This is a genomic window from Flavobacterium adiutor, from assembly GCF_048282555.1.
Taxonomy (GTDB): domain Bacteria; phylum Bacteroidota; class Bacteroidia; order Flavobacteriales; family Flavobacteriaceae; genus Flavobacterium.
Map to the genome: position 1 here is coordinate 1,666,225 of NZ_CP182487.1, position 26,740 is coordinate 1,692,964.

Here is a 26,740-nt window from a genome sequence, read left to right on the forward strand (position 1 = left end):
TTTAGGATTATTGCTCAATGCAGTTATTTGAATCTGTTACTTTAATACTGTTTGTTGCGGAAGGATTTAATCCTTTGATGTGATAAAAACCATCAGCTTCTTTTACGGGTTTTGGATTCATTTTTTCAAGACCATCGACATAAAATTTATAATCTCCTGTACCACCTGTTACTGCTATTGAAATTTCTACAAGATCATCAGAACAGACAGGATTGTCGGCTTTAATAATTGCAAACTCAACAGGCTCAGGTTCTTTATATTTGATGTTTAGTTCCTCAATTGAAATACCTAGACCTTTGTTTTTATTATTTTCAAAAGCCTGATATCGTATTTGATAGGTAGCATTCGGATTTAAACCTTTGAGGTCTGACATAGAATAGCTGTAAATACCCGGGCTTTTTTCTTCAAGCCTTGTAATCTGGCCATTTCTCGCATCCCCTTCAGCAAAAAAAGGATAAACAATAGGTGGTGTACCGTCTGGGACATTTGTATTTGTATTTACGGCTTTTAGCTGAAAATTGTGTAGTTCTTCACCAATATATAAATCCCTGTCAAAAGTTACTGTAATACTGCGAACATTATTACCGTTACAGAGAGGAGGAAGATATTCAATGTTCTCTACAAGTGGTGCACAGGATGAATAGTATAAAGGGAATTCAATTCCTCCTGCAAAAACCATAGAGTTGTAACCCATACGGAAATAGATGGTTTTACCAATGTAATTCAAATGATTATTTCCTAAAAGATCAAAAATTGTAAAATTCGGATTCGCTTTATGAAATTCATCTGGTACATCACGCCATGTAGCCTTATTGTCAAGACTATATTGCCAGTTATAAACTTCTCTAGGAAATCCTTCAGGATAAGCAAATACGCCAAATTGTTCATTTGCACAAATAGTTTTGGTTCCCGTAGCCGGATTTCTGTTTGCGGGAAATCCTATAGAAACATTTGGTTTAAAAGACTTAACATAAAAATTACCCATGTAGGTGTGAATCTTATCAAATTCATTAACATTCCCAGCCATTAGTAAATTATTAAACTCAATATTATATTCCCCAGAATCCACATGATACAAATTTTGTCCATTATAGAATACGAATGAAACATCAATAAAATAATCAATAAATTCCTGCTCCGCTGGCATATTTATAAAATTAATGTAGGTTAGATTTGATCCATAAGTTTTTCTTATGTAATAACCAAGATTATCATCAATATGACTGTCGTTATTGTTGTCACTGCTTTTCATCTTTACTAACCTGTTACTGTTACCATTTAACCCCCAGCATAGATTTTCAGCTGAAACACTGGGATAGGTATTAGAGTACTCTTGAGCCTTTTCAGGCGATGGCTGTCGCTCGTAGGCAATAACGATGTCGTAAGTAGCCTGAGCCTGTATATAACTATTCAGGAAAAAAACGAAAAATAATAAGTATATTTTTTTCATAAACTAAGGATTTTTTTCAATGCAGTTATTCTCATCCATTACTTTAATACTATTTACCGCTGTTGGGACTAATCCTTTGACATGATAATAACCGTCAGCTTCCTTTACAGGTTTAGGGCTTGTTTTTTCTACACCATCTACATAAAATTTATAGTAACCTGTTCCGCCGGTAACAGCTATAGACAATTCTACAGGATCATTAGTACATATAGGGTTATCTGCTTTTTTTATTTCAAACTTTAGGACAGCTGGTTCGTTATAAGTAAATTTCTTTGCAGAAACCATTAATCCTTTTGGTATTTTTTCGGTGCTAAATGGGTGGTTCATTTGTGCCTGATACATTACTTCATATTCGCGACCATTTTCTAAACCTGAAAATTGTGAGAAGTTTGAATACGAATAAATTTTAGAATCATCAGGGTATGTTACATTACCTACAGAAAACATTGGCGTTGTTTTAATCGGAGAGGCATTGTTTGTTGTTTCTCTTACATATAATTGATATATTGATTCTCCCTTTGAAGCATCCAAAGGTCTGTCAAAAGAAATTTCTAGCTTTTGTATAGCATCACCATTACATTTAGGACCTTCATAATTTACATCGGTTACAACAGGAGCACAAGGAATATAATTTATTCTGATAGTATTGGTTGAAAATGGTCTGCTTGGACCATCATTATGATAACTGGAGTAATTTATAGGGGTAAGACTTCCTCCTCCATAGCCGATTCTAAAATCGATTGGCCCAAAATGATTAACATGATCGTCCCCCAAAATATCATAGATTGTAAAATTGGAAGTTTTTACATTCGTAATATCAAGTCCATTAACTTTTTTTGCAGGTACGTCTTTCCAGGTAGCCTTGTTGTCTAAAGAGTATTGCCAATGATAAACTTCTTTGTGAAATCCATCTGGGGTTGCTGCAAGATTTAACATTTCTCCGGCACACACTTCAGTTTTTGATCCTATATTACTTATGGAAAGATTATTTGGTTTTATGTCAGCATTATAAAATCTAATAGGACATATCATACTGGTAAAACTACCCCACATTCCATTTTCTATAAAATTGCCAACAGGAAATAAATAAATCCTTTCCTGGCGTGGAGGATTATAGTATAGCTCCTCGTCTTCGCATTCACAATGAAAGGTTAGTTCAAAATTAGTCTGATTTAGATTTGCGGGTACATTTGTATAGGTAACTAATTTTGTCTTAACATTTCCTATAACAGGCGCAGGAAGAATATCGCGATCGACATAGCCATTGAAAGAACAATAATAATCTCCAGCTGAATAATTGAAAGGGCAGCCAAGATCACCAAAAAAATCTATGCTGTAGGTTAAGGTATAGGTTGGGGTTTGTCCAAACCCGATTGATCCACATATCAAAAAAAATAATAAGTAAAATTTTCTCATAAACTAAAGCGTTTTTTCAATACACCCATATTCATCGGTTATTTTTATGTTATAACTTTTTTTAGTGTCGGTTACAGGCAAAGTTATAGGCTGGCTTGCACTTCGGCTTATAGTGGTAATATTATTTGTCGTAGTTGAGGTTTCAACGGTTGTAGCAGTAAACGGGATTGGAGTACCACCGTCAAGCGAGTAACTATAAACTCCGGAACCTCCCTTGACATTGATTGTTAAGCCTCCTTCTCCGTCATGACATAAAGGATCTGTGGGGCTAATTGTAAAAGTAAGTGGCTCTGGATCTTGATATACAAAAGGCTGTTCTGAAAGAAGGTAACCTCTTCCAACTCCATTAACCATTCCCTGGTATTCTACAGCATAAACATTGTTATTAATGAGTTTGCTATCAGTTGCTGAGGATATAATAAAAGAATGTTTGTATTTTCCTTTTATGGGATCATAAACCAGATTGGTTACTTCTTCTTGTGACAATTTAGGCTGATCCTGACTTATTTTAGGATAACGAACAATTTGAAGAGGCCATATTGTCTCTCCTGTTTCTAATTTTCTGTCAAAGTAAACATCCACACTTGTTATGGGATCACCACTGCATTTAGGGGCTACATATTCTACTCCCGTTACTACAGGGGCACCAGGGTCATAATTAAAATGTAAGATATTGCAAAAAGCCCTGTCTCCGGTTCCATATCCCAGCCTGAAATCGATAGGGCCAAAAACAGCGGTATGTCCGGCACCAAGCATTTCCTGCATAGAAAACTTAACTACGTGTGTTTTGTTTATTTTCTCGCCGTTGACTATTTTATCTGGTACATTTTCCCAGGAAACGCCACCATCAGTGCTGTACTGCCAGTTATATACAAAAACAGGAAATTTATTAGTAGTATTTGCTGCAGGTGTTTTGGCTTCCAGTGTTATTTGTTCACCTGCAATAATATTAGTTGAAGTTTTATCTGTTCGTGAAATGACTAAATCATTTGGGCGGAAGTTTTTAAGTTCTATATGCCCATTAGCTACATCATCCCCTCCATCATAAGCAATTCCGCCAGTAACTACAGAACATTCTACACAATAGTCACGTTCTTGAATATTATCTGCAAATTGATATTCCTGTTCGCTAGAGTTGTTTCTATTATAACAATTAGAACCTGTCATTCTTGAAATGGGTAGATTAATAACTAGATAATCCTTAGTTTTGGCGGTTGACCAACTATCATATCTTTCTCGAAGTGTTTCATAATGCCAATTTATAATACGATCTTGAAATGAGATACGACCTTTCATAATTCCCACATCATAATCTCTGTATCTGTCAGGATAAAAATATATGAAATCATCATTAACAATAGATCCATTTAAGCGATCCGCAAGATAAAAACGTTGATAATCACATGAAGCGCAATATTGTGTACCTAAACTTCGCGGAGGTGCTTTAACATCAAGGGTATAAAGATCATTAAAGTATTCGTAATAATATGCTAACTTAAATTCATCATCAATAGGTATAGTAAAACTTTCTATTTTCGGTGGGTATTGTGTAGTGTTACGGAAATTTCCGTAAGCAGTTGAACCAATGAACCATTCAAAAGTATCAATCAATTCACCACTTAGACTGTTATTACCCAAATTTGTATTGGGCATGCAATACTGTGATAAACCGTCACACTTGTAATACTCCACATCAAAAGTATAGGTAAGCTGTCCAAATGTCCAGTAAGAATTTATAAAAACAAAAAGGAATAAAAGTTTCTTCATAAACTAAAGTGTTTTCTCAATACAGTTATTTCCATCCATTACCTTAATACTATTTACTGCTGTAGGGATTAATCCTCTGATATGATAATAACCATCTGCTTCTTTTAGGGGTTTTGGGTTAGTTTTTTCAAGACCATCGACGTAAAATTTATAATCTCCTGTTCCGCCGGTTACAGCGATAGAAACTTCTGCAAGGTCTCCAAAACATATTGGGTTGTCTGCTTTTTTTATTTCAAATTTTACTGGAGTAGGATCTTCGTATAAAAAAGGTGCACCTATTGCGAGAGTTCCTTTTACTTCTCCATTTATCTGCGACTGATATTCAATTACATAATATCTATTTTCAAGTTTATCGGCTTTAGAAAGATCAAACGTATATTTATACAATTGAGTTTCCGGATCGTATACAAGTGCAGTTACCTCAGACTGCGAAAATTTTGGAGTATCACCATTTACTTTTGGGTATGGTATAACCTGGAGAGTAGATAAAATTTCATTTTGAATTAAATCTCTGTCAAAATAAGCAACGATACTTTTTACAACATCTCCATTACAATTTGGCGGAAAATATTTTCTGTCTTTTAATACTAATGTTCCAGGACTATAATCTACAGTTATAACATTTGTAAAAAGTCTGTTTCCGTAGCCAACGCTAAAATGAATAGTACCGAAATGATTTATATGGTCAGGACCTAAAATGTTTTCCATCGTAAATCTTGGGTTTTGAACATAATTGGTGGGTAAACCATTTATAACTGTATTTGGAACTTCAATCCATGTTACCTGATTATCTAAACTGTACTGCCAATGATAAACAAGACTAGGAAAATTATTTGAACTAGTTGGCTTTGTTACTACCAGGTCTAGAGTCTGTCCAGCAATGATTTCTAAAGGAGTAGGGACTCCATTAGGATTAGGATCATATCCGGGTTTACTCATAGCAAGTCCGTTAGGTCTGAAATTCTTTAAAATAACTGTGCCTATACAAATTTGAGTTGCAGGACTTAGTGAATATCCCGCGGCATTATCTCCTGTTTTTATTGAATTTTCGATTCCCTGGGCAATAGTATTACTATTATAAGTAGTAGCATTTGCTCCAATAGTCTGATTCCCTATAACGTCACATTGATAGTATGGAACGAAAGGTATTCCACCGCTACAGGCACAAATGGATTGTGCTGATAAAGTATATGAAGAGGCAAGAGGTATGCTGTAAGTTTTTTTTGTATTTGCAGCTGATAGTATTTCTGTTGCAACTGTAGTAGCGGCATTTTTTAAAGTCCATCTATGTGTGTTTATATCACATGTTTTAGTAGTTTGTGCGGGAACATTTGTACCATTACATCCAAATGCAAATCTATAGTATTCTACATCAACGGAATAAGAAAGACTTTGAGCAGATAAGTTAAATGAAGCGATAAATAAAATAAAAAATAACAGTTTATTCATATGTTTTTAATTTGTTATGCTTTTCTAAAATCGTTAAAATTTAACAGTAAAAAATTCCATTTTAGAAGTCCTCCCATCTTTAAAAACTGCCCTGACACCATATTTATAAGTGGTATTAATGGTAATGGTTGGGTCAGACATACGTTTTATTTTTCCATTAAGTACCTGAATCAGCTGTAAAGGTTCGGTATCTGATGCCTTATAAATTTCAAAACTGTTTACCTCGGTATTTGCATATTCCCATGACAAATCAATAGTATTGTTGGTTTTGTTTACTTGTGCAAAAAATCCTTTTACAGCAGGCATTACTGAATACTTTGGCACAAACATAGCGACTTCGGGTGATGCTTTAGAAGTTAAATTACTTTCGTCCTTAGCAAATATGGCATAACGGTAGGTATTGCCTTCAACAACGGTTTTATCCTGAAATTTTTCTTCTTTGTTTTTGGTATCCAGAATAAGCGTCCAGTCTTTCTGGTCATTTTCTTTTCTGTATAACTGATGGCTCACGACATCTTCGCTCTGGCTGTTGACCCATTCCAGGAAAACGGCTCCCTCTTTTATTTCGAAATCTGAAAATATAGGAGAAGTAGGAGGGATTACATCAGGTTTCTTAATGACTAATACTTCTGAAAAATCAGACATATTATAGCGGTTATCTACTGCAATGATTTTATAATATACTTTAGGATTTAAGTTTTTAATCTGCACTTTATCGTCATAAGCAATAGATTCATGTGGACTCACGGTTATTTGAGTGAATTCTTCCTGAGCAGTATTTCCTTTATAAATACGATATCCTAACAAATCTTTTTCCTTGTTAGCAGTCCAGGTAAGTTTTACGACACCCAAACTGTCAATAACACCCTTTAGTCCCACAGGTTTTGCAGGAGGAATAGAATCTACAGGCTGAACGAGCATTGGAAAAGAAGTTCTGTTGCTCCCTTGTTTACCTATCGCAGTAATAGTAAAATAATTGGTTGATAAAAGCTTATTATACGTTACAGAACGACTTTTTGCCGGTATGTTTTTTACAACTGTGGTGTAGTTGATATCATCACTGTCAGAACGGTTTAATTCAAATCCTGAAATTTCAGCATCACCTTCTTCCGGAAATTCCCATGATAAGGTAACAGTTGTATCATCTTTAAATTCCTTCACTTTTAGATGAGGTACAAATTTCAAGATGGTAGTTCCTTTTCCGGTAATAACTTCAGAATAAGGGCTTAGTTCGCCAAATGGAGAAATCCCCTGTATTCTGTAACTGTACGGTTTATTGTTGGCAATAGAATCGACATAAAAAATACGGTTATTATTGGCGTTTTCCTGATTTAAAGAGGTATACGGTTTATCAGTAATTCTTTCAAAAGTCTTTTTATCTGTGGAGCGTTCTATATAATAACTTCCATACACTTGTGATAAGGTTTTAAAATTCCAGCTCAGCATACTGCTTTTGTCCGTAAAGTGAACCGTAAAATCAAGTGGTTTTGGTAGGGGTTCATATTCTTTAAGCCCCACGAATATTCCGCCATAGTTTATATTTAGTTCATTTTCAGGAACATTTGAAACTACTCTGTAGGCATATTTTTCATTTATTCTGGCTGTTTTATCTTCAAATCCCAGACCAGCTTTTCTGGCAATTTCAAAATCTTTATCAGCACTAAATAAAGCAAAAGTAAATCGCTGTTCATTTTCTTCAGATAAATTCACAATATTCTGGATAGTACCTCCTCCTTCAACAGCAAAACTTTCACCATAAATAGCCTGTGCAATAATGGCGGCATTATCATTAGTTTCGATAAGTTTTTCCCATGCCTCAAGAGGTTCAGGTTTTATAACTTTGGCAAGAACCAGTTTTTCAGGTTGTGTTAAGGTTTTATTGTCACGGGTTACAGTATATCTTTCTAATGTATAGCCATAAGTGTTCAGCTTTTTCCACGCAATCGGAGTGTTGACAGCCCATCTTAATAAGATTCTGTCTTTTTGAACCCGGGCGATAACTTGTATTTCAGGTTTCTTTTCAGCAACAATAGTATCTTTTTTGTTTTGTGAAAAACTGGTAAAACCTATCATAAGAAGAAATAGGAGTGAAAATAGGGATCTCATGCTTAATTTGATTTGTTGAAAGTAAAAACAGAACTGGTTCCTGCCTGTCCGCCTGGTAGGGTATAATTCAGTTTAATGTTATAAAGCCCCTTTTTAATATAAGGAAATTCTCCATTTATGATACGATCATATTTTGCGATCATGGCTTGATTAGACGTATTTAGATATTTGTTTACAATCTTATATCGTAAATCGATAAAATCATTTTTAAAATAAAACGGCAGGTTATAACGATATGGCAGATATTCTTTTAGCATAAAACTGGTTGGATTGTTAAAAATATAATCCTGATACCATGCCATCGTTTCGACTCCCCTTACAGGAGGAACACCTAAACTAATATTAATAGCCTTATCTAATCTTAAATCAGCCTCCATAGGATAACCCTGGTAAATAAGTGGATAGATTTCATTATTATAATAACTATTATCTAAAATAGCTTCAGTACTTACCAAAGGTTGAAAAAATGTTTTTGAGTTGCCGATAAGTTCTGCTTCATCAAAGGGTTCAGTCGAACTGTTTAAGGACTGTAAAGCATGTACATCCATATAAATAATTTCTACCAATGTCTGTTTAGGTTTTTTAGCAGCCATTTTTTCCTGAAAAGTATTGTATTGGCTGGTGTTGAAATTGTATTGTACAAGCTCAATCGATTCTGCACCAGAAACTACTTCCTTAAGTTCATTGTCTTTTACGTCCAGATTATTATCGTCTGCCAGATTTTGCGTTTGGTAATTTTCAGTTAAATTGTTGTTGGCTTCATTTTGTTTCTCTAGTGTCATTAACGATAGATTATAAGACTTTGTCTGTTCCAGTACAGGGAAATCAATAATTACTTTTTTCAAATCAGTATTATATCTGATAGCAGTGCTGGTTGTTTTAGTTCCGGTTTTGAAAAAAGCTTGTTGGGATTGACCAGGCTTTAATTCAAATAAATACGTCTGTCCTTGTTTTAATACGATATAAGCTTCCTTACTTTCGTTTTGATAGACATATTTCTGGTCAAATACAGGATAGCTGTAAGCAATATTACTTACAGGAATATTTTTTGGAGCTGCTCCGGTAGTAAAGTTTCGAACCTCATTTTCCATGGCAACCTGACCTTCGTCCATAATGGTTTTCCATGTTCCGTTTACATTTTCCTGGAAACTTACTTTTGCCGTCAACACTAAATTAGAATTCTGAGGTAAAACTTCACTGGCATTAAAACTTAGTAAATCTTTGGTGCTATTCCAGCTTAATGTACCAATTACCGGTACACCATCTTTTTTAATAGTATATTCTTCCAGCTTAAGGCGGTATGTTTTCACTCCATTATCATCTTCCAGGGTAAAGTTTTTATCTACGGGCATATTAAAGGCAACTTGTGGAATCGCAAAAACATCTACTTCTTTTGATCCTTCGGTTGGTGTTACGTCAGCAATAGATTTTAATCCTGCCAATGGATCTGCGTTTATAAATTCGCATTCTTTTCCAAACTGCAGTTTAAATCGGAAACTGCCTCGGATTGCTCCTCCCAGAATACTAAAATTACCGGCCATATAACCACGTATCCATAAGGGGTTTGGTAGTTTTGCCTGAAGTAAAACAGCACCTCCTCCTTTGATGATTGATATTTTCTTGCGCACAAAAAGTAACTTTATGTTGATGCCTAACTCACCCTGCATATAAGCATAAGACTGACCGTTGGCATACCAGCCGTTCAGACCAATTTGTCCGGAGCCTTTACATTCGGCTTCACCGTAATCTTTTACCATAATATCAAATCCAAATCCGGCTTGAAAATTGGCATAAAACATTAAGAAACTCAAATTGCCGGTCTTAATACTGAAATCAGCTCCAAAAGCAAATCCTCGTCCTGCCTTAAGCATATTTTCATTTCGCATATAATCCAGTTTGGATGCATCCACTCCTAAAAGCTGTGCCACAATAGCAGGCGGTGGAGGACTGCCCGGTATATCGTCACCCAGCATAAAGTAACCCCCTGATTCTACTTCGATTGATCCTACTGCTAATTTAATGCCTAACCTGTCAGTAGGGGTTCCCATATGGATGTACCACTTATCAGGACCAAAATGCAAAACAGCCCATCCCGCTCTGTTACCAGATGCACGGCCTTTTATAAAACCACCAGGAGTATCAATATATAAGTCAAATGACCCATGTAAAGTTTTCGCTCTAAAATCATATTCGATAGCAGCAAAGGCATTGATTCCCATGGAACTTTTTACATCATTAGGATACAATGTAGCTGCAGCTTCTGATAAATTAGAAGTCTTCAACGCTTCTAAGGCTACTTTTGACATAAGGCTTTCATTCTCGGCTACGGCCTTTAGGGCACCTTGCAGCTCTTCTGCACCCGGTATTTCAAATGGCTGCATTACATGGCCTTCTCCATAAATACTGATTCTGTTTATCCCCCCGTGATTATTAAAAGCGATTTCAAAACCTGCACCTCCCCAAAAAGCATCTGCTGTGGCAGTTCCTGCAAATTTAATCATGGCTTTTACCCCAAGTCCGGATTCTGAATCTGGAACATAATTAGAGCCTGAAGCGGCAAATCTGTTGCTGAAACCATCTTTTTTCATTCGGTAATAAGCACCACCGCCAAAACCTTTAAAAGTAATGGCTCCAGCAGGTATATTTAGGTTGTCCACCATGGCATCTACATACCAGTACCTAAAAGTGGTAGAGCCAAAAATCGCATTGGCTTCAACAGATATCCCTCCTGTAAAATCAGCTTTTAATGATCCTTTAAAGCCCTTGCCATATACAGGATCATTATCCATTATCTCAATACTGCCTTTCAATTTCATACCGCCTAGATCCGCAGCAATATCTACACGCTCAAATTTCAAATGAGAAAATTTCCACTTTTGAATACCATCATCTTTTCCGAATTTCCCGACAATATTAAATTTTGTCCGGCCGCTGAACTGATCTTTCATCAGGTTGACGGACAAATCTATTTTTAATGAAGCGGATACGTCGTCAGCTACAAGGGCAATCTCATGAATAGTGATGGGAAAATTAGCTACTTTGGAAGAATTAGGATCAGTTTCGGCCTCATTTTTATACCCAAAGTACTTGGCTTTGAAAATTGGCGTTACCGTTTGTAATTCCAGATCCTGAAATATAATACCCTTAAAAGCAACAGCCCCTTTTTCGTCCTCATCTTGATCCTCATCCTCATCTTCCTGTGTGGGAGTTAGTGGTGCAGTTGTGGTTTTAGTCTGAGTTCCTTGTGCCATCTGTAATCCCATAGGAGAGAGGTTCGGATCGGTGGTTTCAGGTTCTTGCTCAGCATTTGGCTTATTGCTTCCTTTTATGGCTATACTACCATTTAAAAAAGCTCTCGGTAAAAATTTACCTTCTTTGACCTTTAATTCGATATAAGATCCCTTATCAAATCGGGCAGTAGCTTTAAACGCCTGAAAGCAGACATTTTCACTGACTTCTGCTTTTAATAAATATTCATCGTCAACAGGGTTGATAAGCGCGTTATAAGCAATTTCACCTCGTGTTTTGGCAGCACATTTTTTTGATTTGTCCGATAATGGTAAAACAATGGCGCCATTAAATTTGGCATGCATTAAGGAATTTGCTCTGAACTCCATTTCGATATGATCAACAGAAAATTGCCAGCCGGCAGCGCTGCCTTTTCCTAAATCAAGGACATTATCGGCTGAAAAATTGCCCGAAACGCCCATTCGGTCTATTAACAGGTTTGTGGCTTTAAAGCTAAGTCGGTTGTCGCTGCCCTTTTCTTTGAATTGGGATGGGAGTACTACTTTTAGCGAACTTACAAACAATCCCCTCCATAAATTCTCATTTCCCGGCACCAGATAATCTTTTTGGTAATCAGGTGGCCAGACAATAGAACTCGAATTATGAAGGTCACTAAAATCAATTACAGCTTTGTTGAGTTCAAAACAGGTTCCTTTATAATTCGTCAGTTGAAATGTAGGCAGGGATATTTCGATTAAAATATCATTCCAGTTCGTTACAATCGTTTTAAAGGATGCCGTAACTCTCTCTTTAGCAGGAAGCGCATTATAGCTGGCATCGACCGGCTCTAATAAATTTCTAGAAAAAACAACATCCGCCTCAAGTCCCAGTTCCTTAAAACCATTACAATCTATTGTAACATAGGTTTTATTCTTGATTTCTCCGGTATCCATATTCATACCGCCTTTTAAAATCAGTAGCAGGTTCTCACCATTGATTTTTATAGGGACATCACCAAGCAATACGAGGTTAGTAGCCCCGACTAAGCCGCCTTTATGGGAAAGTTTTATATTATTGGCACCAAAAAATAGCTGCTTTTGTTTTCCCGTTTCATCAGTTTGAGGAAGTGTAATCCTAACAAATGCAGTTAGTTCGGTGTATTCAGGAGTGAATTTAGCATTGCTGATACCTAGCAGATATTGTATGCCACCAATAGTTTTTTTGATTCCTAACGGAAGGGTCGAAAGCTTTTGTGGCTCCAGAAAATCAGTCAGAAGGCTCATGTTCTTGTCAATTTCTTCACAGGTTGACATCGCCTTACCCAGGTCATCGCTGGTTTGGGCTGAAATTGGGAAATGGCTTTGGATAAAAGAACTGGTAAATTCACTTTCTGCTGGTGCCGATATCGAAAACGGACTAAGGGAAGGAATTTCTTTCTGGGATATATTTTTTAATGAAATAGATTGTTTTTTTTGACCAGTAATGGTATCATTTGCATGGGCAAAAGTGCCGAAGATGATAAATAAAACAATACAAAAAAGGCAATAAGTGAACTTTGGGGTAATTTTTTTCAATTGCAGGACTGGTTAAGTGGCATAAGATCTTTTCTTTGCAAAGAAACCTTTGTAAAGAAAGACTTATTATAATAGATTTAACGGCGGTCAAATATAAAATAAATTTAACAGGAAAAAATAGAATTTTAAACTTTTTTTTAACGTGTTTTTTAATACTAATGAGGCAATACAAAAACGCTATTTTAGGGGGTTAAATCATAGTTATAGTGCAATTATATGGTAAGATTGAAACTATAAACATTCATTTATTTCCTGGAATATTATTAAAAAGACCAGTTGTTTATAGTAAGAATTGTATGAGATATGTCGTAATTATTTATGAATCCTCCTGAAAGTGAGGTTGATTCTAGGTAGCACATCACGGGATGTCTTAGGAACCTGATGCTGCCAGAAACTGTTTGTACTACCTGTCATCAGTAAGAATGTGCCATGATGGAGCGGAATCTCAATTTGCGAAATCTCTTTTCTAAACTTGTGCCTCAGCCTGAACATTCTGGTTTCTCCAAAGGTAACAGAGGCAATATCCATATTCGTATTGCTGCTTTTTGTCTTGTCGCTGTGCCATCCCACACCGTCTTTTCCGTTTCGGTAAAGATTAAGCAGGACGGCATTAAATTGTATATGGGTTTCTTTTTCCACACGCTCTCTGATTGTTTGCAGTTCAGTCGGCCAGCTTTGACTGGATTCAGGTGCATCTAAATTAGCATCGCTGTACCAAGAAATCATTCTGGGCGCGGTAACTACTTTATCATACATAGGCATATCATATTCCAGCCACTGCGTTTGGTAGAGTAAGGTAGTGTAATAATAATCCGATTCTTCTTTCGAGAAAAAATTATCGATTAAAAGAAGTTCAGCATCAGGAACCTCAAACTGCTTTTTGCCTCCTGTACCGCTCGAAAACAATTCGGTATCATTAAAAAGTGTCATTTTTGATTGTTTTTGGAATATACAAAAATAGCACAGGTGGTAACAATTTTTTTTATATTTGTGGTTATAAATTGTAACAAATCAAATATGTCCTTATTTTCAGATAACATCAGGGTTTTAAGGGTTAGGCAAAAAATATCTCAGGAAAAATTAGCAGAAAGCCTTCAGATTACCAGAGGCAGGTATGTTAAATATGAAGACGGCACTTCTGAGGCTCCGTATGAAATTTTAAAAAAAATAGCCCGCTACTATCATATGAGTATTGATTTGCTGCTTTCGGTCGATATCCGTAAAATTGATATGCAGCATTTGATTAAACTCGAAAGCAACAGATTGGTTCTGCCGATTCTCGTAGATCATGGAGGTGAAAATTTTATCGAAATCGTAACACAAAAAGCAAAAGCAGGCTATCTTAATGGATACGCAGATCCGGAATATATTGAAAGCCTTCAGCAGATTTCGCTTCCTTTTCTGGGGCCGGGGAAACACAGGGGATTTCCTGTCGAAGGAGATTCAATGCCACCGCACGAAGACGGAAGTATTATTGTAGGACGTTATGTAGAAAGATTGGGAGATGTACAGGATGGCAAAACATATATACTCATTACTAAAAATGAAGGAATGGTGTACAAACGCCTCAATAAAAATAAAAAAAACGCTTTGGTTTTAGAATCAGACAATAATTTCTATCCCAATTATGAAGTCAGGCTCTCAGACATTATCGAAATCTGGGAATACCGCTGCAATATAGGGCGCTCAGATAAAAAGCAGGAATTAAATGAAATTCAGGACCTGAAAGAATTGATTTTAGAGGTAAAGAGGGAAGTAAACGAAATAAGAAAGAATAAGGACAAGTAGGCGGCAAACCGAATTTTTTTTTACAAACCGTACTTGGTTTTTATAATACGAGAATATTTTCCTTAATCCATTTAACCTCTCCATTTTCCACAGCAACAATCATTTTATCTCCATCTTTAACTTCACCCGAAATTATTTTCTTAGCCAAAGGTCTTCGCAAATGACTTCTGATGATGCTTTTTATGGGTCTTGCACCATATTTTGCATTGTATCCGTTTTCAGCAAGATAAAGTTTAGTTTCCATCGGGATTTCAACTTCGATTTTAATGTTTTTAAGTAAATCAGAAAACTCTTTTTTAAGGTGGATTTCAAATATTTTTAAAGCATTTTCTTTGCTGATAGGCGCAAAAGGTACAATTTCTGTCAGGCGTCCTAAAAATTCTGGTCTAAAGTAATTTGCCATAATTTCCATAAGTGAAGACGAATCTGGTATTTGACCACTATTGAAGGTTTGTACAATATGATCTGACCCAATGTTTGAAGTAAAAAGAATAATGGCATTCGAAAAATCACCTTCTTTTCCTAAACGATCATGTAGTTTTCCTTCGTCCATGATTTGCAGGAATACGTCAAATACTGAAGGATGCGCTTTTTCAATTTCGTCAAATAAAACAATAGAATAAGGTTTCTGCCTGATTTTGTTCACGAGCAGACCACCTTCTTCATAACCTACATATCCAGGAGGCGCACCGTAAAGAAGTGCAGCTGAATGTTCTTCTTTAAACTCTGACATATCAAATCGGATGATAGCATTTTCATCCTGAAACAGAAACTCAGCTAAACTTTTGGCTAATTCTGTTTTTCCTGTTCCTGTTGGTCCAAGAAAAAAGAAAGATGCAATAGGCTGTCCGGCTTTGCTTAATCCGGATCTTGACTCTAAAATAGAGCCAGCAACCGTTGCTATACAATGATCCTGCCCAATAACTCTTCGGTTTAGAACTTCTTCAATATTGTTTAATTTCTGTTTTTCTTCTTCCTTAAGTTTTCCTGCCGGAATTCCGGTTTTTTTAGCAATAATTAAGGACAAATCAAAAGCTTCAATATGAGAGCGTTTATCAAGTGCTTTTTCTTCAAGCGTATTAATCAGGTTTTCAATATAATTTAAGATCAATTCTGATGTTTCAAAATTTCTTTTTTCATTTTGTTCATCAACATCCATCAAAAATGTTGTTTTGTTTATTAAATCAATCAGAAACCAATTGTATTCTTTTATCAATTGATCTTCAGATAAATTGCTGGTATTTTCTTTTAAAAGATTTAATTTGTTGATGATAGATTGTTTTTCATTAAGAAAAGTTTCTCCTGAAGTTTTTAAAACCGACATCGTATGATCGATCAGATTAATTGCAGATTCAGGAAGCCTTTTTTCTTTTAAATACCTTCTGGATAATCGGATAGATTCTGAAATGGTTTCATCGTCTATTTGTATTTTATGATGTTCCTGATAGGTTTTGATAGATTCGCGAATCATTCGGAACAAAGTATCATCATCAGATTCTTCTAATTTAACGATTTCAAACATTCCAGAAAGTCCTTGTTCTTTCTCAATTCTTTTTGAAAATTCATCAATTGTTGAGGTCGCGATAATATTTAATCCTTTTGCCAGTTCGCCTTTAAGAACATTTGAAACGCCGGAATCTCCTCCGTTTTTATCAAGTAAAATATGAATTTCTTCAATAATTAAAATAGCTCTGGGATATTGTTTTAATTCCTGAATGCAGTTTTTTAAACGATCTTCAATTTCGCCTTTGTATGAAGCCCCTGCAATAAGAGAAGATAAGTCCAGTTCAAAAAGCTGTACTTTGTTTAAAGCATCCGGAACCTGATTTGTTATTACATTTTGAACAAGAGTATCAATTAAAATCGATTTTCCAATACCTAGGTCGCCTATAAGCAGAACATTAGGTTTAGAGAATCGGCAGAGAATTTCTTTTATGGCATTCAATTCGGCTTCTCGCCCAATTGCGAGGACTCTTTTTTTATTTTTCTCCAGATTTTTATGGATACAGTATTTGCTTAAAAACCCTTTTTTTACTTCTTGTTTTGTGCCATTCTCAGTTTGTCGAATAACAATCTGATCTTCAAGTAATTCATTTCTGGAAATAGGATAGGACTTCATTTGGTCGAAATTGAAACCTACGCCTGGAGAACTTAAAGCAATTATAACAGCATAAAGACTAATTTCATCTTCGTTAAGTGCTATACGTACAGATTCTGCCTCTTTTATGATGTCATCAATTAAATCACTTGGCTCAGCATCAAGAACATGAGTAGTTTTTGGTTCTTCTTCAATTCGAACTTCGGCCCATTCATCAAGATAATAAACATCTTTGCCCATCGCTTCAAGTCGTTTTAAAAGTGATAAGTCTCTGTTTAAAATGGCTTTTAGTAAATGCGGTGCCGAGTAATATTTGTTCGAATTGTTTTTAGCGATTTTCTTCGCAATTTCTAATGCGCTTAATAATTCTGCACTGAAAACGTTTTTTTCTTCTTTCATACCAATTTTAATCTTTAGACCATACCAGATATTTTTTTACTTTATAGCTGATATTTAATCCTTTAATGCAGTTAGTTTGTTTGTCCTTGTTTAAGCGTATTGACTCAATTTTTATTTTTTTTCCTTTTACAGAGGCACATAATTGTGCAAAAGTTAAGAGATCTTTATCATTTTTTACAACCGGGATATCCAGATCATCACATAAAAACTCAGCAAAATCATCTTTAACTTTACTACCTTCGGCTACTTTTTTAAACAAAATTTCAAATTGATCTTCAGACATTTTAGGTGCTTTTTTGATCGTGGCAACAGTGTCTTTTACAGTTTTTGCTTTTGGTGCAACCGGAACATATTGCAGCATTTCTTCAAGCGGATCTTTTTTAACTGGTCCTCTCGGCAAAGCAAAAGCTTCGGCTTTTTTCTCAAATTCATAAGAGCTTACATCCAGCGGATTCGTCTTTTTTATAACTCTTGGATGCACATAAATTATCTTTTTTGCCACGCGGCTGAAATCTCCGTTTATGACTAAAGTAATCGTTTTTTCACCTGGTGTGATAAAGCTGTAAACGGGGTTGGAAGAGGTTTCATCAATGCCTTTATTTTCACCAAATGCCCATTCCCAGGTTCTGGCATCATCAGAAATTGATTTAAAATAGGCGGGCTGTCCAACGGTAATAGTTTTGGGTACAATAATTTTTGGAGTGCCTATTTTATCTGCAGCAAATTTATCCTTTATCGTGATCTCTTTTGTATGGGTGCAATTGCCGTTTATTGTTAAAGAAACATAGTATTTCCCCGGGTTCTTATAGATGTGAAAAGTATGTTTTCTGACATCTTTTTCTGATCCGTCTCCAAAGTCCCAAATCCATGATTTTGCGTTTGGAGTTTTGTCATAAAACTCAATCGATTCTTCAGATTGAGAATGGTCTGCGAAAATATAAAATTTAGCATCATCGCAGTCAACATGATAAAAAAACTGCACTATAAATGCAATGATTCCAGCTAATAAGAGAATTGCGAAAAAAAAAACAACCCTGATATCAATATTTTTTTGATTCATTTTTAGATTTTGAATATTTTACTATGTAAGATAATTTTAACAAAAAACGGAAGCAAATGTAGTTTTAAAAAAATTAAAAATACTATTTTTTATAATATAAAATTTACAAAAAATGTTTGTATTCTTACAAAATATTTTGTTAGGTTTGTAACCATCTCGTTCCAAAAAGTAAATAAATTCATAATAAACGAGTTACGTTCAAAAATGAGAATTTTCTCAAGTTAAAAAATGGAAAACTAAATCAAAAGTTTGTTTTTTATCGTTGCTAAAATGTAAAAGTTACCCATTTGGGTGTGAAATAATATTTTAATTATCTAAAAAAAAGAATACTAAATAATATTTTTATGAGGCAGATTGTTATAATGATTCTTATGATGCATTTATTTACAGAATGTTATGCTCAAAAATATATTTTGGAGATTCCATTTAAATATGATTATTCTTTAGAGCTGCTAAAGAAACAGTCTCAAATGAAAGAAACAGGTTTAAAAAATAAAACCGTCGTTAATGACAATTCAGAGAATTTAAATGATGAACTTCTGGCTCTAAAAGAAAAATACTCTATTATTCTGGCTGTAATGCCAAATAAAATTACCAACTACAAATTATACTCTTACATAGATCCCTGGCTGAATACGCCATACAAGGAGAAAAGCTTTTCTAAAAAAGGAATTGACTGTTCTTATTTCCTTCAGTCTTTGTACAGTGATGTTTATAAAGTTACGCTTCCTAAAGACCCGGCTGGAATATGGAAATCTAAATCGATCCAGATCTTTACAGGCAGAAATTTTCTTGCAGAAGGCGATTTGGTTTTCTTTCGATACGACAAAGACCATCCCATATCAGATGTTGGTTTGTACCTGCATAATGACAGAATTCTGGCTTGTACAGAGAGAGGTCTGGCAATATATAATTTCAATGATGAATATTTTCAGTTACGATACATAGGCGCAGGACGAATTAACGAGGATGGAAAGAAAAAGTAAAAAAAGTCTTGAAGATCTTGTGTACGAAATTGAAAATATTTCGTACGATATTAGGGCAGAAGTTATTGCAAATGAACTTCTTGAAAATAAAGCTGTGGTACAGGATGAAATTACGATTTCGAATCACGGGCAGTTTTCACGCGCATACAGAAGCGATGTTTTGGGAGCGGCAATTCAGGATGATAATTATGATAAACAGGAATATCTTAATATTAAACTTTCGCGAGACAGCATATATGATGCGCTTCCTGAGGGTTTTGTTCATAGTTTGACTGAAAATAACTCTGATAAATCTGTAAAACAGATGATAAGAGAGCATAAACACCAGAAAAAACAAGAAGCTGAAGCCCGTGTTTTTTTTACTCCTTTTGAAAATGAAATTTTTCATTATCGGACGAAAATAGAAAGTGTTGAAAGAAATTTTTTGTATAAGCTTAATGGAAGTAAACCGTTAGATTTTTTCTATGATTTTTGGGGATTGTCGCACATTTATCCGGAAATTTTAGTTTCAAAGTTTATCCAGCTCTTGCCTTATGCCTATAAAATTGTCGGAGATATTGATTTGGCCTGCTATTGTTTGTCTAGTATCATTGAAGAAAAAGTTACTTATACCACTACAACTTCAAAAGAATACAGCGAAGAAAGTGAACAGATCAAGTTAGGAGAAAACAGATTAGGGGTTGATTTTATTACCGGAAAAGATTATATGGATTATTCTTTGAATTTAAGGATAGAAATAGGTCCTATAACGAACAAACCTTATCAGCATTACCTTAAAAACGGCGAGATAAAAATATTTATAGATTGTTTTTGCGAACATTTTTTTCCAATGGAAGTAGAAGTAAAAACAGTGTTATTGATTAATGAGGAAACAGAAGAGTTTAATTTTAGTAAAGAACCTGTGTTAGGGTACACAACACGAATTTAGTAATGGTAAAAAAGCATTTATTAGCCCTCATTGATATTAGGCTTATTGTATTTTTAGTAGTAATTATAGCGGTAAGTTTTATACTTACAATGGTATTCAGTGATAAAATAAAAGAATTTACGGTACAGTATAAAAGAAAGTTTTACATCTATGTTTTTTCATTTGTATTGATTTATGCCCTGGTGGGTTTTTTGGGGTATAACAAATTATTTACAGAGTTGTCAGACGAATTTCTATTTTATCAAATTGCATCACTGCTTTTCGGAATCCTTAATGTTTACCTGTACAGATGGTACTTTAATGAGTTTAATTTAAAAAGCGTTGTGGGTATCGAATTATTGTTTTCACTTTTAATATCACTTTATTCAAGTGTGTTATTTGTGATTATTTATACTGCTTTAAATGGGATTGCGCTGACTTTTTTAATGTGTTCTCATTTCTTGGTATTTATAGTCCCGACAGGCGTTTACGCAGTTTTTAACTATATGATGCAGATACCTCCGAAAGAATATGTTACGTGGAAAATTCCGGAAAGAAAAAATCCTTTTCCTGAGATTGAAAACGTTGAAATGAAAGATTTATTGTTGATTACCTTATTAATTCAGAAAAAAGAAACCGATACAAAATATACTTCTTTAAGATCCAAAGGTCCGGTAAGAATTGATTTCGGGGCACTTTTTTATCATACTGTTTCAGGATATAATGAACATAACGCCGACAGTAAAATTGATTTAAAAGAAAACGGTGAAAATTGCAGCTGGGTATTTTTTTTACAACCAAAATGGTATCAAACGGCAAAATATGTAGATGCAAAATATACTTTAGGAATGAATGGTATTACCGAAAACTCAGTTATCATTTGTAAAAGACAAAAGATTAAAAAAGTTAATCAAACGAAAAAAGCAGAAGGAAAAGGAGAAGATTTTATGTTTGAACCAAAAGTTGAAAAGAAGGAAAAAGAGGCTGCAGTTTAATATTTTTTTTTGAAATGTTATGTACTATATAGATAAACCTGAAAAGTCATCATACGATAAGTTTCGTATTTATAAAATCAAGAAAGGAGATGCGCTCGAAAGTGTTGCTCGTGATCTTGGCATCGATGCTCAGGAACTTAGAAGGTATCATAATATGTACTGTGAAATTCCTGATTTAATAGAAGCTGATTTTAAGAGTTATTTAGAGTATTTGATTTTAGCACCCGAAAAAGCTATTGAAGCTAAAAAGGAACAAACAGAAAAAAAATATCAGAAAGTTAGTTTAGCTAGTAATTATACACTGCCATTTGTTGCAGACAAAATTAATAATGATTACCAGGTTAACTATACAACTGTTTTTGGAGATGATGTAGATACAATAGAAATGAAAGTAAGTGTAAAATGGCTTGCTACTGATAGAAATAATTATCATTTGTTTGAAATAAATAAAGGATCTATTTATGTCAACAATACCATACCAGATACAGTTATGGATGAACTGGCAGCTAAAACCGCTGCTGTTTTATATCCATTAAAGATTGTGGTAGATGAATCTGGAAAGTGGGTTGATATTTACAATTATGATGAAATAGAAAATCGATGGAAGGATACTAAAGAAGAAGTTCTGGATTATTTTGAAGGTGAGGTTGCAGAAAATTATATTGAACATACAGAATATGCTTTAGAAAATTCTGAAACATTATTTGAGTCTCTTTCTTCAGACTATTTTTTAAGAGCTTTTTTTAACGGCATTTACGTTAGTTATACATCAAATTATTCGTTTCAAAACGAAGTCTTTTTTCCATTAGAGAAAGATGAAGAATCGAAGTTTGCGGTACAGCAAAAGATAGATTCGATTTTAGATGAATCAAATTTGGTAAAAGTAGAACAAAAAGGAGATTATGTAGATTCTGGAGGTGAAGCCAGTTTTGGATTTGACCCGTGGAAAGGAAAAATCAACGCTTCATATTTTCTTGATGAACATAGTTATTGTATCGAAAAGATAAATTTAGAATGCAGTATCGAGTATGATGAACCAATAAAAGTTATCGTACAAATAGAATCTTTAAAGAATGAAGAAACTCAAAACTAAAGAGTTAAAAACAGAGTAGTTAGCGAATGTAATATTCATAAATGGTAAGGCAATGAGTGAGAAACATATAGTAGTTCAGGGAGCTTCACTTAAATGTAAATTTAGCGTAGAACCAAAAACAGATATATTAAAAGTAAAATCGCAGGATAAACATTATGCTAATGATAAAGATGCAGAGAAAAAACTCATTGCTACTGACAAAGAAATTGGGCAGACATTAGAGAAAAATACCTTCGGGAAATGCAAAATGCAGCCAAATGGAAGCGGTGATTATCTGCCATGTCAGGCTACAATTACTAAGTGGAGTGCTTTTTATGAAAAAGTAACCTTAAGTAATCAGGGAAAAATTCTGCTTGAAGACAGTAAAGGAACCTGTCCTATTGGAGGACCGGATTGTATAGAAGTAGACAAACACGGTCAAAAAGTAGAAGCGAGCAAACAAAATGCAAAAAAGGCGAAGCCGCAAGTAAATAATCAGTTAAATCCGCTGGTTAATACATCAAAATTTCAAGAGAGTTTAGAAGAGAGTGATTCTATTTGTAAATAAAATAAAATAGTATGTCAGATTTTAAAATAATTGGAAATCCGGATCCTGTTGTAGGTAAGGAAGAATTCTACTCAGTAAATACTTTTTTACCGAGTGTTCTGCCTTTTCAAAATTCAGCTTCTAGTAATAGTTTTGAACAGCCTGTAAAATGGGAAATATATATTCTCGAAAACGGAAGATGGCGTAAGACAAAAGAAAATGATAAAACAGGAAAAAGAATCTCTTACACCTTTCTTCAAAAAAGTTTAGAAAGAAAAGGTATTCGTATTCTGGCAAGAAGAGGAGAAGATGTGGCGCGTTTGAATGTAACGACACATCCCGCCGAAAAACCAAAAATTGAGAGTATTGAACTGCTAGATAAAAACGGACAGAAACCAGCAAAACCGCTTTCATATGGACAGACTCTAAAAGCAAGGGTTCACTGTCTGCACATGGAAAAACACAAAGTATTTGTAACACTTTGGGAAGATGATGCTATTGGTGCCGGACATAACAAAGCAAATGAGAAAAATATCATACAAACACTTTCAGGAGTTGTTGCAAACGGTAAAGCAGATGTTGACTTTTTGCTGAGACCAAGTTTTGCTAAAATTGCTAAACAAAATGGGCCGGAAGAAGGTAAAATTCACGAATACTATGTTACCGTTGATTTTAACAAAGATAAAATTGCAAGTAACAACGTAAACGTAAATGATCTCGAAGCTCCTGTAGCACCATTTAAAGGTAAAGTTCCGGTACAGCAGCAAGCACCAGCTAAACCCAAAGCTTCTCTACCACAACCGACACAGCCAAAAACTAAAGCTCCAGCCACGGGATCTTCATCAGCTCCAAAAGTTAAAGCAGAAATTACCAGAGTACATATTACAAACTCTGCTAAACAGCCTATAAAAGGAACTCACAAGGAAAAAGAAATTATCGTTTGGGTTGACTCACAAGGTTTGATTGGAAAAGAGATCCGTTTTAAATTATACGATGAAGATTATTTAAGTAATGATTTATTAGTTGATCAAAAATTTAAGATTACCAGCGATATATTTCCAATTACTGTGCATTTAGACAGAATACTAAGAAGTAAAGGAGGAATTTCTGGTGAAGGAGCAGAGCAGGAATTGTTTGCTGATGTTGAAGTTATACAAACTAGTATACATAGCAAAAGTGAAGTAGTTGATGTAGATGCTAAAGTTTTTAAACCGGATCCGGTTGAACAAACTAATAAGACTGCGAAGGTTGGTGACGCGAATGATGATAAGAAAGATAAAGGAAAAGGAGTTTGTCAAAAATGTATTGATCCAGTAACAGCTGACCAATTAAAAGATATCTTCCCAAATGCTGATCCAACAAAATTAGAAAAGGTAGCATCCACCTACACTAAGTATATGAAAGATTTAGGAATGGATACTTGTTGGAATAAAGCTCACTTTTTTGCACAAGCGATGGTAGAAGGAGGGAAATCATTAGAGTTAAAGACTGGAGAGTTAATGAATTTTGCGGTACAAGCTTTACCAGATACTTTTTCTGCATTTAGTACAACAGGAAAGCGTTATGGTCCTCCAAATGATTTAGCATTTAAATATGGAAGAATCGATAAAAATAACATTAAGACTCTTCAAAGCAATTACAATAGGCCAAAGCTTCAATATCAAAGTGCTAATAAAGAAATGATAGCAAATACAGCTTATAGTAATAGAAAAGAATTAGGAAATAAAGGAGGAAGTGATGGTTGGAATTTTAGAGGTAGAGGACTAATACAAATAACTGGTAGAGAAATTTATACATTTTGTAATTCGTTTATACAAAAATATGAAAAAATAGATATTCTATCTAAGCCACATTTAGTAGGTGAGCGTTTAGATTTAGCTGTTTTTACATCAATGATTTTCTTTTTATGGAAGAAAATAAATATTAAAGCAAATAAGACTAGGGATGTAAAAAATGACATTTGTCCTTTAGTAGGGAATAATGTAGATATTAAAGATAAAAACAATAAGAAAATAACGACAAATTATGATGAAAAACAGAAAAATTTTAATGATATAACATCTAAAAAATTTAATATTGACGGATGTAAATGGGGAACAAAAGTGCCTAAACCAAAGGTAATTGGTAAGTATTCTACATACGATAATAATTATACAGCAGATAATAAAACTGCATACATAAACATAATAGTCCCTTCTGATAGAAAAAAAGAAGGATTATTGGTTTTTTTCGATGATTCGGGCATTTTATTCAAATGTTATGCATTGGCTTTGGGCACAGGAGGTGAAGACAGATATACCAATGGAGGTTATGGAAATGTACCTAATGGGTTGTGGAATGCAGGATTAGAACTAAAAACTGCTAATGTAGGAGTGTCATTCGGTAATCATGGAGTAATTAGACTTTCTCCTAAGGCTGGAGATGCATTAAAAGCTTCTTCTAGATCTGGTATATTAATACATTGTGGACATACAATTGGTGATGGAAAGACTGGATTAACTGATAATGGGGCACTTATGGTGACTCATGGATGTATTAGAGTTTATAATGCAGATATGCCAGAAATAACAAAGCATTTTTCAAATTGTTTAAGTTCAAACAAAAAAGTTTTTGTATATGTCGAAGAGGTTAATCCTAAAAACTTAAATCAATTATTCACAGATTATGAAACAATTGCAGATCCTAAAGATTCAAATACTAATAGAAAAAATAAAAAAAATGACGCTCAGTAAGTATACTTATATTTTATTGATTTTTTTAAATATATCATGCCAAGGTCAGGATAATAAAGTAAATAACATAGAAAAAAAAGAAATAGAGATGTTTATCAATGTTTTGAATAAATCGAATTATAAAAATACCAATGAAAATTTTGAAAATGTTAATAAAGACATTATTGGTATTGATAATCGTAATTTGAAAGAAGGTTATAATGACATTAACATTCTTGGTGAATCTATAGACTATCAAATATGTAAAGAAGGGAAATATATTAAAATAGGAGAAGATATTTTACCAGATATAGATAAAATCAAAGAAGATAAGCTTATAAGTTATCCATATATGAAATCTCTAACAAATTTAAATAAAATTATATATTTAAATGATATGGCTTCTACTTTAGGGACCAGTCTAAAGGATATTGATTTGGCAAGAGATGTGGTTGTATTATTTAATTACGAAAAAAATGAATCTTTAATAAAGAAAGTTTCTGATAATATTGGTGATTGGGATGATTTTTCAAATAATTTCAAATTATCAATGGTCTTTTATAATAGAGATCATACTATTAGAAAAAAAATTCTTAAATACCTTTCAAAAAAACAAGAGCTTATATATCACTTAACTTTTTATTTAGCCGATAATAGAAAGAATATAATGAATACCAATAAGTTATCAACGGAAAAAATAGATGAAGCTATTGCATATTTATTAAATCTTGGTCTTGAAGGCAAATCAAATGCTGATATAGATACAGATAATGATATGTCATATAGACTTTTAAATAATCTTCTTGTTTCTCATCCTAAAATTATTAATTCTTTCGAAAAAATAAATTATTACGGACATACTGACTTAGCTTTTTTTACAAAAGTATTTCGTACTACACAAAATAATAACGATCAAAATTCAGAAACAAAAAAATATTACATCCAAGATTCTGATGGTTACTCTAATATAAGGAAAGATAAAAATAGTAACTCAGAAATAGTTGGTAAAGTTAAATCTGGCGAAGAAATAGACGTATTGGATGATTCTGGAAATTGGTGGTTTATCCAATCTAGATCAGGTAAAAAAGGATATGTTTATAAGACTAAAATAAAATCGGAATAAAAGAAAATAAAAACAAGCTCCTTGACATATTGAAAAGAAAAGCCCCAGCTAGCAGGAGTTTTAC

The 26,740-nt window shown here is 34.1% G+C and carries 17 protein-coding genes; 8 read left to right on the forward strand and 9 right to left on the reverse strand.

Translation table 11 applies throughout. The annotated features are described in order from the left end of the window. Positions 1-7: 7 nt before the first annotated feature. The 7 genes from ACNC7R_RS07385 to ACNC7R_RS07415 all read right to left on the reverse strand — a co-directional run bounded on the left by ACNC7R_RS07385 (position 8) and on the right by ACNC7R_RS07415 (position 13,920). Positions 8-1,450, reverse strand: coding sequence for a hypothetical protein (locus ACNC7R_RS07385; protein ID WP_417940288.1), 1,443 nt, complete (start codon positions 1,448-1,450; stop codon positions 8-10). A gap of 3 nt (positions 1,451-1,453) precedes the next feature. Further along, complete coding sequence (locus tag ACNC7R_RS07390; protein ID WP_417940289.1) at positions 1,454-2,866, reverse strand: hypothetical protein; 1,413 nt, start codon at positions 2,864-2,866, stop codon at positions 1,454-1,456. A 3-nt stretch (positions 2,867-2,869) separates the two neighbouring features. Continuing rightward, positions 2,870-4,633, reverse strand: coding sequence for a SprB repeat-containing protein (locus tag ACNC7R_RS07395; protein ID WP_417940290.1), 1,764 nt, complete (start codon positions 4,631-4,633; stop codon positions 2,870-2,872). A gap of 3 nt (positions 4,634-4,636) precedes the next feature. Next, positions 4,637-6,082, reverse strand: a complete 1,446-nt coding sequence (locus ACNC7R_RS07400; RefSeq protein WP_417940291.1) for a hypothetical protein — start codon at positions 6,080-6,082, stop codon at positions 4,637-4,639. Between the two features lie 33 nt (positions 6,083-6,115). After that, positions 6,116-8,188, reverse strand: coding sequence for a hypothetical protein (locus tag ACNC7R_RS07405; protein WP_417940292.1), 2,073 nt, complete (start codon positions 8,186-8,188; stop codon positions 6,116-6,118). Positions 8,189-8,190: 2 nt separating this feature from the next. Next, a complete protein-coding gene (locus ACNC7R_RS07410) occupies positions 8,191-12,990 on the reverse strand; it encodes a hypothetical protein (protein WP_417940293.1) in 4,800 nt (1,599 codons plus the stop codon). 312 nt (positions 12,991-13,302) lie between these two features. Beyond that, on the reverse strand, positions 13,303-13,920 hold the full coding sequence (locus tag ACNC7R_RS07415; protein ID WP_417940294.1) for an alpha-ketoglutarate-dependent dioxygenase AlkB family protein: 618 nt from the start codon (positions 13,918-13,920) through the stop codon (positions 13,303-13,305). Between the two features lie 87 nt (positions 13,921-14,007). On the opposite strand from ACNC7R_RS07415, the gene ACNC7R_RS07420 reads away from it, so the two are divergent. Next, positions 14,008-14,778, forward strand: a complete 771-nt coding sequence (locus ACNC7R_RS07420) for an XRE family transcriptional regulator (protein ID WP_417940295.1) — start codon at positions 14,008-14,010, stop codon at positions 14,776-14,778. A gap of 40 nt (positions 14,779-14,818) precedes the next feature. Here the strand turns inward: ACNC7R_RS07420 and ACNC7R_RS07425 are convergent, their stop codons facing one another. Further along, the gene (locus ACNC7R_RS07425) at positions 14,819-17,275 is read right to left on the reverse strand and encodes an AAA family ATPase (protein WP_417940296.1); all 2,457 of its coding nucleotides are present in this window, start codon (positions 17,273-17,275) and stop codon (positions 14,819-14,821) included. 7 nt (positions 17,276-17,282) lie between these two features. Then, positions 17,283-18,335: a PKD domain-containing protein gene (locus tag ACNC7R_RS07430; RefSeq protein ID WP_417940297.1), complete on the reverse strand. Its 1,053-nt coding sequence runs from the start codon at positions 18,333-18,335 to the stop codon at positions 17,283-17,285. 344 nt (positions 18,336-18,679) lie between these two features. Here ACNC7R_RS07430 and ACNC7R_RS07435 point away from each other — a divergent pair, with 344 nt between their 5' ends. From ACNC7R_RS07435 to ACNC7R_RS07465, 7 genes are read left to right on the forward strand one after another with little or no spacing between them, the layout of a single operon-like run. Next, positions 18,680-19,321, forward strand: a complete 642-nt coding sequence (locus ACNC7R_RS07435; protein WP_417940298.1) for a C40 family peptidase — start codon at positions 18,680-18,682, stop codon at positions 19,319-19,321. Further along, positions 19,305-20,249: a type VI secretion system baseplate subunit TssG gene (locus ACNC7R_RS07440; RefSeq protein WP_417940299.1), complete on the forward strand. Its 945-nt coding sequence runs from the start codon at positions 19,305-19,307 to the stop codon at positions 20,247-20,249. The genes ACNC7R_RS07435 and ACNC7R_RS07440 overlap by 17 nt, the downstream gene beginning before the upstream one ends. A 2-nt stretch (positions 20,250-20,251) precedes the next feature. Next, positions 20,252-21,223: a TssN family type VI secretion system protein gene (locus ACNC7R_RS07445; RefSeq protein WP_417940300.1), complete on the forward strand. Its 972-nt coding sequence runs from the start codon at positions 20,252-20,254 to the stop codon at positions 21,221-21,223. A 19-nt stretch (positions 21,224-21,242) separates the two neighbouring features. After that, positions 21,243-22,316: a peptidoglycan-binding protein LysM gene (locus tag ACNC7R_RS07450; RefSeq protein WP_417940301.1), complete on the forward strand. Its 1,074-nt coding sequence runs from the start codon at positions 21,243-21,245 to the stop codon at positions 22,314-22,316. 52 nt (positions 22,317-22,368) lie between these two features. Further along, positions 22,369-22,863, forward strand: a complete 495-nt coding sequence (locus ACNC7R_RS07455) for a DUF4280 domain-containing protein (RefSeq protein WP_417940302.1) — start codon at positions 22,369-22,371, stop codon at positions 22,861-22,863. An 11-nt stretch (positions 22,864-22,874) separates the two neighbouring features. Beyond that, positions 22,875-25,574, forward strand: a complete 2,700-nt coding sequence (locus ACNC7R_RS07460; RefSeq protein ID WP_417940303.1) for a hypothetical protein — start codon at positions 22,875-22,877, stop codon at positions 25,572-25,574. Continuing rightward, a complete protein-coding gene (locus ACNC7R_RS07465; RefSeq protein WP_417940304.1) occupies positions 25,561-26,676 on the forward strand; it encodes an SH3 domain-containing protein in 1,116 nt (371 codons plus the stop codon). Before ACNC7R_RS07460 ends, ACNC7R_RS07465 begins: the two co-directional genes overlap by 14 nt. Positions 26,677-26,740 lie beyond the last annotated feature (64 nt).